This window comes from Paenibacillus sp. MDV22-iso6 (genome assembly GCF_058408365.1).
In genome coordinates, this window is the sequence record NZ_JBZVDZ010000001.1 from 775,870 (window position 1) to 793,141 (window position 17,272).

The following is a 17,272-nucleotide window of genomic DNA, read 5'->3' on the forward strand; positions in this document are numbered from 1 at the left end:
AGCGATTACCTTTATACGCATAGATTGGGTGAAACTATTATCCTATCAAAGGAGGGCAATTATGAAACCATCTCACTTTACGGAGAAACGGTTTATGAAAAAGGTACTTGGTTTGTTCTTAGTGGTTGTGATGCTGGCTAGTGTTGGCGTGCTGCCAACTTCAAAAGTTCAAGCAGCTGGAACGACAGTTACCTCAATGGAGTACTTCTCATCAGCAGATGGACCTGTTATTTCAAAATCAGGGGTTGGCAAAGCCAGCTACGGATTTGTTATGCCTAAGTTCAATGGGGGCACCGCTACGTGGAATGATGTCTACAGTGATGTGGGTGTCAATGTGAAAGTGGGTAACAACTGGGTTGATATTGATCAAGCCGGAGGTTATATCTATAACCAAAACTGGGGGCACTGGAGCGATGGTGGTTTCAATGGCTATTGGTTCACCCTTTCCGCAACAACCGAAATTCAACTGTACTCCAAAGCAAATGGTGTTAAGCTTGAATATCAACTTGTATTCCAAAATATTAACAAAACAACCATCACAGCGATGAATCCGACACAAGGGCCGCAAATTACAGCAAGTTTCACAGGCGGTGCAGGCTTTACATATCCAACGTTCAACAATGATTCTGCGGTAACCTATGAAGCCGTAGCGGATGATTTGAAGGTGTATGTAAAACCTGTAAACAGCAGCACATGGATTGATATTGACAATAATGCAGCTAGCGGCTGGATTTATGATCATAACTTCGGCCAATTCACCGACGGTGGTGGAGGGTACTGGTTTAACGTAACGGAGTCGATCAACGTCAAATTGGAATCAAAGACTTCTTCAGCTAACCTTGTTTATACCATTACGTTTAATGAACCTACAAGAAATTCATATGTCATTACGCCATACGAAGGAACAACCTTCACAGCAGATGCGAATGGTTCCATTGGAATTCCACTTCCCAAAATTGATGGGGGTGCGCCAATCGCCAAGGAACTGGGCAACTTTGTATACCAGATTAACATCAATGGGCAATGGGTGGAGTTGAGTAACTCCAGTCAGAGCAAGTTTGCATACTCCGCTAATGGCTACAACAATATGTCTGATGCCAACCAGTGGGGATACTGGGCCGATTATATCTATGGTCTTTGGTTCCAGCCAATCCAGGAAAATATGCAAATCCGTATCGGATATCCGCTGAACGGACAGGCGGGTGGAAATATTGGCAACAACTTTGTCAACTATACCTTCATCGGTAATCCAAATGCTCCGCGTCCGGATGTATCCGATCAAGAGGATATCTCCATCGGAACACCAACTGACCCAGCTATCGCGGGCATGAATCTCATCTGGCAGGATGAATTCAACGGAACTACGCTGGATACAAGTAAATGGAACTATGAAACAGGATATTATCTCAATAACGATCCGGCTACTTGGGGATGGGGTAATGCAGAGCTGCAACACTACACGAACAGCACCCAAAATGTTTATGTACAGGACGGGAAGCTGAATATCAAAGCCATGAATGATAGCAAATCTTTCCCGCAGGATCCGAATCGGTATGCACAGTATTCTTCAGGTAAGATTAACACCAAGGATAAACTTTCCTTGAAGTACGGCAGAGTAGATTTTCGTGCCAAGCTTCCTACAGGTGATGGCGTTTGGCCAGCACTGTGGATGCTTCCAAAAGATTCTGTATACGGCACATGGGCTGCATCAGGTGAAATCGATGTTATGGAAGCAAGAGGACGTCTACCTGGGTCTGTAAGCGGTACCGTACATTTTGGCGGACAATGGCCGGTGAACCAGTCTTCGGGTGGCGATTATCACTTCCCAGAAGGGCAAACTTTTGCCAATGATTATCATGTATACTCGGTTGTCTGGGAAGAGGACAACATTAAATGGTATGTCGACGGCAAGTTTTTCTATAAAGTCACTAACCAGCAGTGGTATTCCACAGCTGCACCGAACAATCCGAACGCACCTTTCGATGAGCCGTTCTATCTCATTATGAACTTGGCAGTCGGCGGAAACTTCGACGGTGGCCGTACTCCGAACGCGTCCGATATCCCGGCAACTATGCAAGTGGATTATGTACGTGTGTATAAAGAACAGTAATAAAACAGCCGTTTCCGCGATTGGGGTCGTGTCGAGGCCATTCACCATAGTTATGGGTGATAAGGCAAGCTGAACGGAGAAGAAAAGACAGGCAAGACCAACAACAAAATGTTGTTGGTCTTTGTCGTTTGAGAAGGTAGCCGGTTAGTCTCAAGCGAAACTAATCTTTTCTACAATAATGAAGCAGCCTTCGTTCAACAATTGAACGAAGGCTACTTGGAGTCTTTATATCAAGCCTATTTATTTTGTAATTTCATGAAAATGCTTTTAATGACGGGAAGATTCTTGCGCGGGTACTACAGAAGCCTCTTCACGAACTGCCGCTTGAGCCGAGGGACGAGCTACTACAGCTGCTTCTTCACGAACTGTGGGTTGTGCTGCCGAACGTGCTACTACAGGAGATTCTTCAGGCACAACCGCCTGTGCTGATGGACGCGTTACTACAGGAGCTTCTTGACGGGCTACCACTTGGTCATCCGAATGTGGTACCACAGAAACTTCCTCGCGAGCTGCCGCTTGAGCTGATGGGTGTGTTACTACTGGAACTTCCTCACGAGCTGTCGCTTGAGCTGATGGACGTGTTACTGCAGGAGCTTCTTCACGGACAGCCGTTTGCTGCGATGGACGCGTTACCGCGGAAGCTTCCTCACTCGCAACCACCCTCGGAGTATTGCTCGAAGCCCAAGCCGTTGTCACTGTACTAACTGCACCAACAACAAATAACGTCGATATCGCTATAACAAAGGTTTTCTTGTTCACATTCTTTACGTTAAGCATAAAAGTTAATCTCCTTTTTAGTTGTTTGCCGTCCCCGGATAAAGAGGAGCAGAATTGTATAGGTAAATTCCTTGATCCTGCCACTACGTTCAGGATGGTTTCCCCATAGCGTTTACGATCCGCAAGGGTCATTCCCTTTACAACTTCTTCATCGCAGGACAGTTCACTCCATGTATGAATATCTTTGGAAAGCATATGAACCAATGGATTGAACCAATGCAATGCACGGGCTACTAATATGAGCGCCTTGATCCATAGGTCTTTCCTTTTCAAGTGGATCAGTTCATGATGGAACACCATACCGATATCCACACTTTCAGAATTCTTTAGAGGCAGATAAATAGTAGGTTTCCTCAATCCAATTAGAAAAGGACTGCGAATTAGAGTGCTGTAAGCAAGCCGAACCTCTCTCTTGAGACCCAGATTCTCCTTGATTACAGGGAGCAGCATCGCAACTTCACTGTTCTTCGGAACGATAGTTCGCGTAAGTTTTAATGTCTTGAGAAACCTGTGATAACAATATGTTTGCCATGCTGCAAAAGCTATGACCCCGATTACCCATAAGCATATTAAAGCGAGAGCTACATTTGCTGAAATGGTCTGTACCTGGATGGCAGGAGTCGTATTGAATGCTCCAGGTAACACTTGTTGAACATTTAAGGGTAACTCGTTTACTGTAGTACTGGATGTGAACAACGAAAAAATCCAATTAAAGACCAGAAAGATGGGCAATAGATACAAAACTAAAGCCATTTTCCCAATTCCAAAACGCCATTTTGCAGGAATGACTTGAAAGGGAGCAAGGCGCAAAGACAGAATGAAAGCGACAACGACACTTCCGGCAACAGTCAGCGTAGACAGTAATACAAGAATGGTATCCATAGACTACACCTACTTTTCTGAAAACCATTGTCTCAGCTCTGCAATGTCTTGATCAGAAAGCTTGTCGCCATCATACAAAGCTGAAATCAAATTTTTTACAGAGCCTTGATATAATCCATCCAGGACTTGTTGTGCCTCCAATAGCTTGTAGTCTTCGGGCGAAATACAGGGAACATACTTGTTGGTACGTCCATCCCTTGTAGCTGTAAGGGCCCCTTTGTCTACTAGCCTAGAGAGAAAGGTGGAGATGGTTTGCGCCTTCCATGCTTTACCCCTTTGGGAAAACATGTTCAGCAGTTCGGTGGAGGTGACAGGTGGATCACACTCCCAGATCACTTCCATCAGCTCCATTTCAGTATCCGATAATTTTTGAAGATGGTTCACGGTGAACACTCCTTAACTTCGTTATGCGTCCATATCGAAGGTTATTACTACACTACGTAGTAGATACAATTTACTACAACGTGTAGTAGGTAGTCAAGTATTGAATGGATGCTGCGGAACCAGAGTCAGGTTTGTAATAGCTATATAAGTTCAACTAATGAATATTTACACTGACACTCCGATGACAGAACAACCTTCCGATCGCTGTTATCCCCAGATTTTTTTGATTCCTTTTTGAAAAGGGGAAATCCGGGGATAAAGGCGAACGCTTCGCTTCTTCAGGTTATTTCTGTCCTCTCCGTTATCGTGTAAATGTTTAGTTGAACATATATAGTAAGTTCAATCTTTGATTGATTTTAATGCAGAGACGAATGTCTGGAGTATATACTTAGTCTTAAATCCTGAAATCACTATAGAGGAGAAATCATATGAATCTGTTTCATATACAATCTACATTGCAAGAGGTCGACTGGACCGCGTCGTTCCTGGAGAATAACTTTATCGGCATTGGTTGGCCGGCGACAGGAGATTTGGAGCACGAGTCTACAGAAGAATGGAAAGCGCAACTAGTTCAACGCTACAGGATAGGAAAGGCGGAACTTCGTGATGTCCTGGACACGCTCCATACTTTTGTCTACGTCATGCAGGATGGGGATTATGTCTTGATAAATGATGATCAATGGGCATATGTTGGGGATTTGGGCGATTATTTTTACGATGATTCCAACGGAACCGGAGAGGAATACATATGTCATCGACGAGGTGTTACCTGGCTGGGACGTATTCCCTTAGCAGAGTTAAGTGACAAAGTACTTGCACTTGTAAGTCATTATTCAATCATTGCGAAATTCGAACATCCAATTTCTCAGGCTCAACTGGAACCTTGGGTTTCGATCACCTCTGAAACCACTGAAGGAGATAATGATTCTTCAGTTAGAGTAGATGAAGGTACTATTCAAGAAGCGCTCAATGTTCTAAAAAAGGCATTGCATAGCGAAGAAGAAGATCTGCGAATCCGTGCAGCGGCGGCAATTTTACAATACGCCAAATCCTAGGGGCTTTCTCACTTTGATTTCTTTATAATCGGCTTTCTAGTAAGGGATAAGAGGTGGGACAAAGGACATATGTATATGAGTTAAATAATAGTTAGTGTTGACCAGACGCCAAATGGTGTCATAATATTTAAGCGACACTACATGGGTTCGAATGAAATTAACTGCTTTCTCTTGGCAATCATATGTAAGAGAAGAATTATTTTAGAAAACACAATAATATGACTAGCATGATGAAGGATGGTCCCTGATGACAATTAATAAAACAAATCCCAAGGTGGATGAATATTTAAACAAAGCAAAGAAGTGGAAAGAAGAATCGGAGAAGCTAAGAGAGATCGTTCTATCCTGTGGCCTTACAGAAGACTATAAATGGATGCATCCTTGTTACACGTTGGAGAATAAAAACATCGTTATCATTCATGGATTTAAGGAGTATTGTGCGCTTCTTTTCCATAAAGGAGCCTTGTTAAAGGATAAGCAAGGTATTCTAATCCAACAAACAGAAAATGTACAAGCTGCTCGCCAGATCCGGTTCACCAATCTTCAACAAATCGTTGACATGGAAACTATCCTGAAAGAGTACATTCTTGAAGCCATTGAGGTTGAAAAGGCCGGATTGAAAGTGGAACTCAAAAAAAATACAGAATATGATGTTCCAGAAGAGTTTCAAACTAAACTGGATGAAAATCCTGCTTTGAAAACGGCATTTGAAGCATTGACGCCTGGACGTCAACGGGCATACCTTTTTTATTTTTCGCAACCAAAGCAATCCAAAACACGCGTGTCAAGGGTTGAGAAATCTACACAGCAAATTCTGGATGGTAAAGGGTTAAATGATTAAACCGTTAATGTACCGGGGAAGCAGTTTGTTTTGAAAATCATTTTTATGCGTCGAAACACCCGCCTTAGTGGGTGTTTTTTTGTTTTGTCTTTTGTCGAATATGAAAGCATCTTGTCAAATGCAATATTGCATGGTATCGTTGATAACGATTATCAATATCACTTGAAGAAGGTGGGTTTATTTTGCTGAAACGAAGAAACTCGATATGGCTTTTGTCTGCTCTCATTATATTGCTTGTACTGAGTGCATGCGGTCAGGCCGCAACGACAAGCAATACAAGGGAGACAACAACAACCGGTGCTGCGGACACTGAATCATCAACCGACTCCACTTCTGCGTCTGATGCCGCTACCACAACAGGTGCCGAGGGAGAGACCGTTACATATCAGTCAGATGCAGGTGAAGTGGAAGTACCTGTGGATCCGAAGCGGATTATCGATCTGACCGCATTTTCAACAGGGTACTTTGTCGCACTTGATGCTCCAGTCGTCGGTGCAACGTCAGGCGCTATAAACAACAAGTACATCAAGGATCAGCTCAAAAGTGAGGGGGCAACAGATCTGGGAGAGCAGCCAACAGCCGAGCAACTGATCAGCCTAAAGCCTGATCTGATCATCGCATACACCAGTATGGAGGGTCTCGACAAGTTGTCGCAGATTGCACCAGTGGTACAGTTACAATATGGTAAGCGCAATTTCAAGGATCTCATGTTGGAGATGGGTAAACTAACCAATAGAGAAGCCCAGGCAAAAGACTGGATTTCGCAATGGGAAGCGAAGATCAATGAGCTCAAGCCAAAAGTAATTGCCGCTGTGGGAGATCGTACAGTCTCCATTTTGAATCCATACGCCAAAGGATTATTTGTATTTGGGCATAATTACGGTCGTGGTGGTGAAATACTCTATGACGAATTTGGCCTCAAGGCACCAAAAAGGGCTCAGACAGAGGCAATTGACAGTGGCACAGGCTGGGCATCAATCTCGATGGAAGTGTTACCGGAATATGCAGGCGACATCATTTTCACCAGCCCGTGGTCAGGAGATACAACCGATCCGAAGATTGTTTATGATAATACGGTGTGGAAAAATCTAACTGCGGTCAAAGAGGGCCATGTGTTCCAGCTTGATCCGACCTCCGATACATACAACGACCCTGTATCGCTTGAAGGTCAGCTGAAATTTATCTCGGACAGCCTGCTTTCGGTGAAGTAGTCCTTGAGTAATATATATTTTTTCAACCCTTTGGCGAATCTGGCCCAAAGGGTTTTTCAATTTCATTTTCATGATAATATGAGATGAAGTATGCGAAATAAATCTGGGTTAGGAGAAGATAATATGGACGTTTTTGCAGAATATCTAGCACGAATTGATAACCTGGGACATCGGGATCGTACGGAAGAAGTTTTAGAATGGATTATCAAGAAATACCCCAATTTAGTACCTAAAATAGCGTGGAATCAGCCCATGTTTACCGATCATGGCACATTTATTATTGGATTTAGTGTATCCAAACATCATTTGGCTGTGGCGCCTGAAAAGGCAGGGATTAATCATTTTTCCGATGAAATTGTGAAGGCCGGTTATGAGCACACCAAGGAGTTGGTGCGTATCCGGTGGGATGGGCCGGTTGATTTTTCATTACTGGAACGAATGATTGATTTCAACATTACGGAAAAAGCAGACTGTTCAACCTTTTGGCGGAAATAGGCATGATCGATAGCCTACAACAAAAGACCTCGCTCTCACTTACGTCGGTGAGCGGGGTCTTTGTAATGGGTCATTCAGCAATTGATTTGCACATTGCACTAAAATAATCTATGACTACGCTGCGAAACGCGATAGCTGCTTTCGAGATATATCTGTTTTTATGCGACAATAATGCAATTTCCCGCACAAGGTTCTGATCCTCGATTCGGAGATATACAATGCGTTCCTGCGGGTTTCTTGCTGTATTGGGTATAAAGGCAATCCCAATCTCCGCCTCCACAAGTGCAGTTAATCTTGCAGGCTCATCTCCTTCATAAACATACTTCGGTACGAATCCGATGGATTGGCATTTGGAGTCCACCAGATCACGAATACCATATCCTTTTGTCACCCCCACAAACCACTCATCCTTAAGCTCCTCTAATGTGATGCTGCTTCGATCCGCATATCGATGACCGAGAGGCACAGCTACTACAATCGGATCCTGGAACAGCATCTGACATTCGATATCATCTCCCTGGATTGGAGGGGAAGACAGGCAAAAATCAATTTCGCCTCGGTGGAGAAGGATGCACATGTCTTCCAACGTAACCATTTGTACATGAAACTGAACATTCGGCTTATTTTTTCGGAATTCCCGCAAGATTCCTGGTAATGTGCTTGCTGTAGTGACTGCCAATTGAAGTGTACCGTGATCCGGGTTGGAGAGATCAGCAATTTCCTGTTTTCCCTGTTCCAATTCGAATAGGGCTTTTTCGGTCCGTCGAAGGAATGTTCTTCCGAATTCGTTTAACCGCAGTTTTCTGCCCAATCGATCAAATAACGGTGCACCCAAGTCATCCTCCAAACGTTGTATCGTCTTGCTCAGTGAGGATTGAGTGACATGCAGCTTACCCGCAGCTTCTGTAACATGTTCACATCGGGCTAACGTCAGAAAATAGCGTAGCTGAAGAAGTTCCATTTTGCACCACTCTCTTATTCCTTTTAGTTCATCAAATCATAACATAAAATGCGTTGGAATAAATAAAGGGATTCCATTAAGATGACAACAGAAGAAGGAGGGATATACATAATGAATGCTCGAAATATATGGTTAATGATATCTGTGGGCTTGGGAATCATGCTGAATCCGCTCAATTCCTCCATGATATCTATAGCGATTGCAAGACTACAACAGGAGTTTATACTTGATGTTACGACCGTGTCGTGGATTATTTTTTCCTTTTACATTGCAAGTGCTGTGGCTCAACCGGTCATGGGCAAGTGCAGTGATCTGTTCGGCCGCAGAAAGATATTCCTTATCGGTCTGGTTGTTGTCTTTGGTTCCTCCATGTTAGCTCCGTTATCTCCAGACTTTTCTTGGCTTATCGTATTCCGGATCATTCAATCTGTTGGCACAAGCATGATGGTAGCCGTCGGAATGGCGATTGTAAGAATCCACGTTACTGAGAAGCAGACTGTTGCCCTGTCTATCCTTGCGATGTTCCTGTCTGGTGCAGCCGCGGTAGGCCCTTTTATTGGCGGTGTATTGATTCATTGGTGGGACTGGCAAAGTATTTTTCTAGTGAATATTCCATTGGTAATCGCAAGCTTTATATTCGCCTGGAAAACTATTCCCAAAGAAGCGACCCTCAAATCCAACTATGGCGACATGTCCATCAGAAAATGGTTCCTGCTGATTGATGCGCCCGGCATACTTTTGTTCACCGTCGCATTGGTGACTCTCCTAATGAGCGTGCTTTCCGTTAAATCAACCGGACATCTTTTAACTTGGCACCTTATGGCAGGAGGGATCGGATTGCTTGCATTAGCAAGTTTTATCCGACATGAATTGAAAACAGCGTCCCCCTTTATTCCGCTGAGGGTATTTGCCGAATATCCCGAAATGACCTGGGTGAATGTACAATTTATGCTGGTTAACACTCTGTTTTACGCTCTGTTTTTTGGTGTGCCATCTTATTTACAGCAGGTACGCCATCTGAACGAAGTTCATACAGGACTATTGATGCTAACCCTTGGTTTATGTTCACTCATCAGTTCTCCTCTCGCCGGACGCTGGATTGACAAATCAGGTACGCGGCCAGCTTTGATCGTTTCAGCGGTGTTAATAACGTTCGGGTCCATCTTGATTGTGGCATTGGATAAAGGCTCACCAGTGGTGAATGTCATATTGCCCTTAGCTGTATTTGGTATAAGTAATGGGCTCAACAGTGTTGGTATGCAGGCGGCTTTGTTTAAGAGCACACCCAAAGATATGATCGGTGTCGCTTCAGGTATTTTTAATACATCGAGATATCTGGGGACCATTTTGTCATCGTTGTTGATTGGAATTGTCATGGGAGACACATTCAGTTTTATAGGATTTCAAATGCTCGGAATCATCCTGACGGTATTAGCTGCATCTTTAATCATGATGACCTTACGACGCCAGAAATCATCGGCAACGCAGACGTTATAGTGTCGAATCTCATAATTCACATCATTACGTAGTCATATATTGCTTTCGAAATTGAAGCGGAGACAATCCGATATAGCGTGCTCATTTAATACAAACAGCTTCTTTTTTTAAACGAAATTTAAGATACGCATTAATCCAGTGTAAGGTTGATCTTCTATACTTGCCTCTGAGCTTCAAAAATCATTCGAGGGAGAGATTTATATCAATCATTCACGTTCATACACATCAAATCGAATCAGAATAACAGCCATCAGCGCACTCGCTATGATTCTGACCGCATGCCCAATCATAAGTACGGGTAGTGCTGCCGCTAATGCAGCTCCTGTATCTGCGATTACACAGGCCACAAAAGATATTCAGGCTCAAGTGCCTATCCAATATCAAATTCAAGCACGGCTGGATGAGAAGAAGATGACCATAGAGGGGAGTGAATCCATTACTTACCGAAATACAAGCAAAGATACATTGAAGCAACTGGTTTTTCATACTTATGCTGATGCCAACCTTTCGGAATCGACGCAGACGACCATGTTTAAACATTCCAATGAAGAGATTAGCAAAAATAACCTTGATAAGAAACCGGAAGACTTTCTTGGAGGAATTGATATTGAGAAGGTGACGACCGGCGGAAAAACCCTTGATTTCAGTAATAAAGACCAAGCTATGTCGGTGAAATTAGAGCAAGCCCTTCAGCCTGGTGAATCCGTGTCGGTTCAAGTCCACTTTAATCTGAAGATTCCCTATGGCTCACAGCGGTTATCGTATTACAAAGATATTATCAATGGGGCTCATTGGTTCCCTGTAATGTCAGTCTATGATGAGGCCAAGCATGAATGGGATAGCAAACCTTATAGTAAAACATTTGAAACAGATTATTATACTTCCGCGGATTATGAAGTTGAGTTCAATGTTCCCGATCAATATCAGGTAGTTATGCCTGGTACGATAACTACACGGGATGATGCAGAGACTGGACGCAAAGTGGTATCCACCGTAGCCGAGAATACGAGGGAGTTTGCTTTCTTTGCCAGCCCGAACTTCAAAGTGGACAGCGTAACCCGGAATGGCCTTACCGTAGAGTATTATTATTTTGATAACCAGCCAGGTAAGAAAAAGATCATTGACGGGTATGTGGATCAAGCATTCAGAGCCATTGATTTTTTCAGTGATAAATACGGTAAATACCCTTATCCTGAATTCCGGATTGTTGAATCGTATGTAGAAGGTGTAGCTATCGAGTATTCAAGACTTATCCAAATGGGGCAAATCGGAATAAATTCTGCTCCAGAACAAGACACCGTATTTGTGCATGAAATCGCCCACCAGTGGTTTCATGCATTAATCGGGAATAATTCGGAGACAGAGTCTTTCCTGGACGAAGGCTTTGCAGATTTCTCCAAAGTGTATTTTTCTGAGAAGCAGGGAGATACGATGAATGGGTTCAAGTCCATCCAATTTGACGATTCCACTGTGGATAAGGCTATTGCTTCAACTAATGACGAGGTGGGAGATTGGGCAAGCCCAGTTTATTACGATAAAGGCCGTCAAGCGATATATCAATTGTACCGTTCCGTCGGGGAAGAGAAATTCGATGCCTTTATGAAAGAGTATTTTAAACGCTATGTGTACCAAAATGCTACGATTGACGGACTTCTGCAAACGATAGAAGATGTACTGGGGAAAGAGGCGTGTAATGATATGAAGACGGCTTTATATGAGCCTAATTTTACGCTGAAGCCCGAATATCAACTGTCGAATGAGGAGAAAACGGCATATCTGCATGATCAGTTTCAATCGTTGTATGAATCAGCATTAACTCAGGTTCCGAATTTACCTTTTGAAACGATGAGCCGTGTGATGGATAAAGCCCTTCAAGGTGAGCCATTAGCCATTGTGCTCAGTGATCAGGAGAGCAAGGCAGCGAACAAACAACAGGAAGCTATGGTAAACCAACTGACAACTCTGCTGGATTTAACCGGAGTGAAGTATGACCTGATTCAGGACCGGCAGGAGTTGAAGCGAAAAATGAAAAAAGAACTGGCTACCAGCAACCTGATTGTACTTGGCAACGCCAAATCAAATGGTTTTGTACAAGCATTAAAATCCAGCATTATAGACCGTGCTACCCATATCGGGTTTAAATGGAAAACGACTATGAACCAACCGTCTGCTGCTGGAGCCTATGTGATCAAACACCCTTATAATCAAAATCGTTTGATGCTGCACTACTTCTGGAATGAAGATCATCTGAGCAGCGGGAGTCTTGAACCATTTATGATGAAGATGCAGCAATCCATTGGATTCAGCAGCGCTTATTATCAGTATTATGTGTTGAACAAGACTGGCAAGGTAACATTGGATAAAAAAGTGGAAAATCCACTTTCAAAATTATTCGCTGAGGAATAACCCGAAGTGTTCATTCTTTTAAAGAAAGATTAAATTCCCTTTGGCAATTGTCATTGGAAGATCATCATATTGTCTGTTATTGAGTCGCCTATATGGCGACTTTTTTTATTTAAGTTCATTTTAGGTTTTTAAAACCTGTCCTGAAGGGTAAATATAACGTGGATCTTTAAATGGATGTCAAATAAAACGTTGCGGAGGAAAGTGAAGAATGTTAGGGAAAGCATTGATTGTTAATATACTGCAAATAATAACAATATAATGTGCAAAGACACCTAAAAATGTACGACAGTAACATCAATGACAAGAAAATGATTAGGATTCGGAGAACACCGAGATGAGGAGGACATATGAAAACAACCAAGGTCTCATTTTATGTACTATCACTAATTCTGCTCCTAGTGGCGGGGTTATCCGGATGGTCGGGGGATGCCAATGCAAACTCCAATTCAGGTAAAACCTATGTGATCGGTACGGACATCACATTTGCACCATTTGAATATCAAGATGAAAACGGGGATTATGTAGGCATCGATATGGATTTGCTGGATGCGATCGCCAAAGACCAGAACTTCAATTATCAAATCAAAGCGCTGGGATTTAATGCGGCTGTGCAAGCTCTTGAGTCCAATCAGGTGGATGGCGTTATTGCTGGAATGAGTATTACAGATGAACGAAAACAAAAGTTTGATTTCTCAGAACCTTATTATCAATCAGGCGTCGTAATGGGTGTTAGCATAAATAACGATACCGTAAAAAGCTACGAAGATCTCCGCGGTAAAAAGGTCGCCGTGAAAACAGGCACAGAAGGGTACACCTTTGCTGAATCCATTGCCTCAAAATATGGTTTTACCATTGTTCCATTCGACGATTCTTCGCAAATGTATGATGATGTGAAAACTGGAAACTCGGTTGCATGTTTTGAAGATGAACCTGTCCTAAAATTTGGGATAAAACAGAATAACGGTTTGAAAACCGTTACCGATAGAGAAGACGGAGCTTCCTATGGATTTGCGGTAAGCAAGGGGAAGAATCAAGAACTCCTAAAGATGTTTAATGAAGGATTAGTGAATATCAAGGCTAATGGTGAATTTAAGCGCATTACCGAGGAATATGTTGGCGAGAATGCCACTGTCGCAAACCAGGGTCGTTGGGAATTAGTTCAGAAATCTCTACCTGTGCTGTTCAAAGGTATGGGGAAAACACTCTTGTATACGATTATTTCGCTGTTTTTCGCCTTTATCATCGGCTTGATTTTTGCTTTTATGAAAGTGGGTCAAAATAAGTTCTTTCGTGTTGTTGCTACCGTATTTGTGGATATTTTCCGCGGGATACCGTTGATCGTCCTAGCATTCTTTATTTATTTCGGGATTCCTCAGGCGATGGGCTTCACCATGCCGCTGTTCCTGGCCGCCATTCTGACGTTAAGTCTGAATGCAGGGGCGTACGTAACGGAAATTATACGCGGGGGTATTCAATCGATTGATCGTGGACAGATGGAAGCTGCCCGTTCATTGGGACTTCCTTATCGCAAAGCGATGATAAAGATCGTAATCCCTCAGGCCATACGGGTTATGATTCCTTCATTTATTAATCAGATGGTTATTACATTGAAAGATACGTCGATCTTGTCCGTCATTGGTCTGGTGGAGTTGACGCAATCCGGTAAGATTGTCATCGCAAGAACTTTCGCCTCTTTCGACATTTGGTTGACCGTTGCGATTATGTACCTGATTGTTATCATCACATTGACTAAAATAGCTGACTACCTGGAGGTGAGGGTTCGTCGTGGGTAAAATTAACGTTGAAGGATTAAAGAAAAGTTTTGGCACGAATCATGTGCTGAAGGGCATCGATATATCGGTTAACGAAGGTGAAGTTGTCTGTGTTATTGGACCTTCCGGATCGGGTAAAAGTACGTTTTTGCGTTGCATTAACCAGTTAGATGAGATCACAGCAGGACGGGTTATCGTAGATGATCGGGATCTAAATGATCCCAAAACGAACATTAACAAAGCTCGCGAGAACATAGGTATGGTATTTCAGCACTTTAACCTGTTTCCTCATTTCAGCGTGCTCAAAAATATTATGTTTGCACCCAGAGAACTTGGGATATTAAAAGAACAGGAAGCACGTGATACGGCACTTCGTTTACTTGATCGGGTTGGTTTGTCGGATAAAGCAGACAGCTATCCCAACCAACTTTCGGGCGGACAAAAACAACGCGTAGCGATCGCCCGTGCGCTTGCCATGAATCCGGACGTAATGTTATTCGATGAACCAACTTCGGCACTCGACCCCGAGATGGTAGGCGAAGTCCTTGGTGTAATGAAGGATCTTGCGAGCGAAGGTATGACGATGATCATCGTGACCCATGAAATGGGGTTTGCCCGTGAAGTTGCGGATCGGGTTGTCTTCATGGACGGTGGATATGTTGTAGAACAGGGCACGCCTGATGAAATATTCGGAAATCCAAAAAATGAACGAACGATCAGCTTCCTGGAGAAAGTACTCTAAAACCATACCAAAAAGCCTTCAAGGCTTCGTTCTTGAAGGTTTTTTGGTATGTTGTAATTACCTGCTTTTACACCCGGACCTCTCATATCACTCATCCAAATTGAAATTCTTCAACGAATAAGTAGTCATTTGCATGTTATTGGCGTAGTCAATTTGAAAAATACAGGAATAAATCACGTTTAATACGTAGTCAAAGGCAATTTGTGATGAAAATGTACCGATCTTTGCATGTTTTGTTTCGTCATTCGGCACCTGGATACAGATCGTGCTCATTTTGGCCAACTCACTTTGATGATTCGCGGTAATCGTGATAAATGGAATTTTTTCACGCGAGAAATGTTGGGCTGCCTTTAGGAAAATGGGCGATTTTTCATGATAGGTCAAAAAAATGGCGCAATCCTGTGGGGTAAGATTTATGGTGTGGTAGGCCCATTCAGATAGCTCTGTTGTGATCACGACGTATTTATTGATTTTAATCAATTTATTCTGAAAGCTCTTCGCGCGAATCTGAGAATCCCCCAACGCATAGATGAAGATTCGTTTCGCCTGATCGAGCAAATGGGCTGCTTCTGTTAGAGAGGCTTCATCCATAAAAGCAAAGTTTTTCTCAATCGTTTCTTTCATTAGTTCAGCTATATCTTTTGCCACCTGGAGTGAAGATTCACCGAGAGCGAACGGATAATTGGGATCGATATTGGAGATGTTCTGAGCATCTTGTTGAAACTCTCGAGCAAGCTTAATGCTGAACTCCTTAAACCCCGAAAGTCCAAGCTTATGAGTCAATCGATTGATGGCAGAATGTGACGTGTATGTAGCTTTGGCAAGCTCTTGAATATTCAAGTGAAGCATTAGCTCCTTATGAGTCAGAATATAAGAAGCAATGCTTTTTTCATTTGGTGTAAAGTTGTTCATGTCTGTTAATTGGGTCAATATTTTCAACAGGTTCACCCCGGATTCATTGAAATAACGTTGATGTAGAGCGTCCAGTAAACATTTTGTTTAAAGAGAGGGCATCCGAAATACGAATTATTGGTCAAATGTACCGTAATTTCTTCAAAGCTCCTCCGGAGGATTTTCTTCTTCTATAATAAATGAAAAAGAGCCTAAGGGGGAATTCATATGTTAACCATCGGTTATATTGGCAATGGCAAAAGTACAAATCGTTATCATCTTCCTTTTTCATTGAATCGGGATCATTTGAAAGTAAAAACGATATACGCCCGTCATCCGGAGAAAACAGAGTGGGAGAAGGCTCCTGGTGTTCTGTATACAGATGATCTTGCAGCTTTAATGAATGACGATGACATTCAGTTGGTCGTGGTCTGTACACATACCGAATCCCATTATGAGTATGCAAAGAGGGCACTTGATCACGGAAAACATGTACTTGTTGAAAAACCTTTTATGCTGACCAAAGAAGAAGCCGAATCCATTTTCCAATACGCCAAAGAAAAAAATCTCTTGATTCAATGTTATCAGAACCGACGATATGACTCGGATTTTCTGACGACCAAGAAAGTGATTGAATCAGGAAAGCTTGGCGATTTGCTGGAAGTGGAGATGCATTACGATTATTATCGACCGGAGATTCCGAATGCTACCACCCATTTTTCCAAATACAAAAGTTATTTATACGGGCACGGTGTTCACACCATTGATCAGGTATTATCCTATTTCGGGCAACCGGACAAGATACATTACGATGTTCGTCAATTGCTGGGTCCTGGCAGAATGAATGATTATTTCGATCTAGACTTTTATTATTCTTCGCTGAAAGTATCAGTCAAATCCAGCTTTTTCCGCTTAAAGCCACGCCCGAGTTTTGTAGTATACGGCAAAAAGGGGGTATTCGTAAAACAAACTGAGGATCGTCAAGAGGAACATCTGAAGTTATTTTACCTTCCCAAAGGACATCCCGATTTTGGTAAGGATATGCCTCAGCACTATGGCGTACTGACGTATCTGGATGAAGAAGGAATCTATCATGAAGAAAAAGTAACTTCTGAACAAGGCGATTATGCAAGAGTGTACGACGATATCTATGAAGCCATCAACCATGGCAAAGAAAAAGTGATTCAAGACCAAGAAACGATCGCGGTTATGGAAATATTAGAAAAAGGTATGGAGGAGTGTAACTAA

Annotated in this window: 14 protein-coding genes; 10 read left to right on the forward strand and 4 right to left on the reverse strand. The window is 42.7% G+C overall.

All coding sequences use genetic code 11. The features are described from left to right. Positions 1–61 precede the first annotated feature (61 nt). The gene (locus AC4PM4_RS03300) at positions 62–2,110 is read left to right on the forward strand and encodes a glycoside hydrolase family 16 protein (RefSeq protein ID WP_491612743.1); all 2,049 of its coding nucleotides are present in this window, start codon (positions 62–64) and stop codon (positions 2,108–2,110) included. 267 nt (positions 2,111–2,377) lie between these two features. Here the strand turns inward: AC4PM4_RS03300 and AC4PM4_RS03305 are convergent, their stop codons facing one another. Further along, entirely contained in the window at positions 2,378–3,769 is a 1,392-nt protein-coding gene (locus AC4PM4_RS03305; RefSeq protein ID WP_491612744.1) for a M56 family metallopeptidase, read from the reverse strand. Between the two features lie 9 nt (positions 3,770–3,778). Next, positions 3,779–4,153 carry a BlaI/MecI/CopY family transcriptional regulator gene (locus AC4PM4_RS03310; protein ID WP_491612745.1) on the reverse strand — a complete coding sequence of 125 codons (375 nt, stop codon included), beginning with the start codon at positions 4,151–4,153 and terminating at the stop codon, positions 3,779–3,781. 428 nt (positions 4,154–4,581) lie between these two features. Here AC4PM4_RS03310 and AC4PM4_RS03315 point away from each other — a divergent pair, with 428 nt between their 5' ends. The 4 genes from AC4PM4_RS03315 (at position 4,582) to AC4PM4_RS03330 (ending at position 7,755) form a co-directional block, all read left to right on the forward strand. Then, positions 4,582–5,208, forward strand: a complete 627-nt coding sequence (locus tag AC4PM4_RS03315; protein ID WP_063565002.1) for a DUF8426 domain-containing protein — start codon at positions 4,582–4,584, stop codon at positions 5,206–5,208. Positions 5,209–5,455: 247 nt separating this feature from the next. Further along, positions 5,456–6,049 carry a YdeI/OmpD-associated family protein gene (locus tag AC4PM4_RS03320; protein WP_090806322.1) on the forward strand — a complete coding sequence of 198 codons (594 nt, stop codon included), beginning with the start codon at positions 5,456–5,458 and terminating at the stop codon, positions 6,047–6,049. Positions 6,050–6,231: 182 nt separating this feature from the next. Further along, positions 6,232–7,260: an ABC transporter substrate-binding protein gene (locus AC4PM4_RS03325; protein ID WP_491612746.1), complete on the forward strand. Its 1,029-nt coding sequence runs from the start codon at positions 6,232–6,234 to the stop codon at positions 7,258–7,260. A 123-nt stretch (positions 7,261–7,383) separates the two neighbouring features. Next, positions 7,384–7,755, forward strand: coding sequence for an iron chaperone (locus AC4PM4_RS03330; protein ID WP_063565000.1), 372 nt, complete (start codon positions 7,384–7,386; stop codon positions 7,753–7,755). Between the two features lie 70 nt (positions 7,756–7,825). Here the strand turns inward: AC4PM4_RS03330 and AC4PM4_RS03335 are convergent, their stop codons facing one another. Beyond that, entirely contained in the window at positions 7,826–8,716 is an 891-nt protein-coding gene (locus AC4PM4_RS03335) for a LysR family transcriptional regulator (RefSeq protein WP_491612747.1), read from the reverse strand. A 111-nt stretch (positions 8,717–8,827) separates the two neighbouring features. Here AC4PM4_RS03335 and AC4PM4_RS03340 point away from each other — a divergent pair, with 111 nt between their 5' ends. From AC4PM4_RS03340 to AC4PM4_RS03355, 4 genes are all read left to right on the forward strand, one after another. Next, positions 8,828–10,213 carry an MFS transporter gene (locus tag AC4PM4_RS03340; protein ID WP_491612748.1) on the forward strand — a complete coding sequence of 462 codons (1,386 nt, stop codon included), beginning with the start codon at positions 8,828–8,830 and terminating at the stop codon, positions 10,211–10,213. 264 nt (positions 10,214–10,477) lie between these two features. Next, on the forward strand, positions 10,478–12,619 hold the full coding sequence (locus AC4PM4_RS03345) for a M1 family metallopeptidase (RefSeq protein ID WP_491612749.1): 2,142 nt from the start codon (positions 10,478–10,480) through the stop codon (positions 12,617–12,619). Positions 12,620–12,966: 347 nt separating this feature from the next. Next, positions 12,967–14,412 carry an amino acid ABC transporter substrate-binding protein/permease gene (locus AC4PM4_RS03350; protein ID WP_491612750.1) on the forward strand — a complete coding sequence of 482 codons (1,446 nt, stop codon included), beginning with the start codon at positions 12,967–12,969 and terminating at the stop codon, positions 14,410–14,412. After that, positions 14,405–15,133: an amino acid ABC transporter ATP-binding protein gene (locus tag AC4PM4_RS03355; protein WP_072732861.1), complete on the forward strand. Its 729-nt coding sequence runs from the start codon at positions 14,405–14,407 to the stop codon at positions 15,131–15,133. The genes AC4PM4_RS03350 and AC4PM4_RS03355 overlap by 8 nt, the downstream gene beginning before the upstream one ends. Positions 15,134–15,220: 87 nt before the next feature. Here AC4PM4_RS03355 and AC4PM4_RS03360 read toward each other — a convergent pair whose 3' ends face one another. Beyond that, positions 15,221–16,072, reverse strand: coding sequence for a MurR/RpiR family transcriptional regulator (locus tag AC4PM4_RS03360; RefSeq protein WP_072732862.1), 852 nt, complete (start codon positions 16,070–16,072; stop codon positions 15,221–15,223). Positions 16,073–16,252: 180 nt separating this feature from the next. Here AC4PM4_RS03360 and AC4PM4_RS03365 point away from each other — a divergent pair, with 180 nt between their 5' ends. Then, on the forward strand, positions 16,253–17,272 hold the full coding sequence (locus tag AC4PM4_RS03365) for a Gfo/Idh/MocA family oxidoreductase (protein ID WP_090806332.1): 1,020 nt from the start codon (positions 16,253–16,255) through the stop codon (positions 17,270–17,272).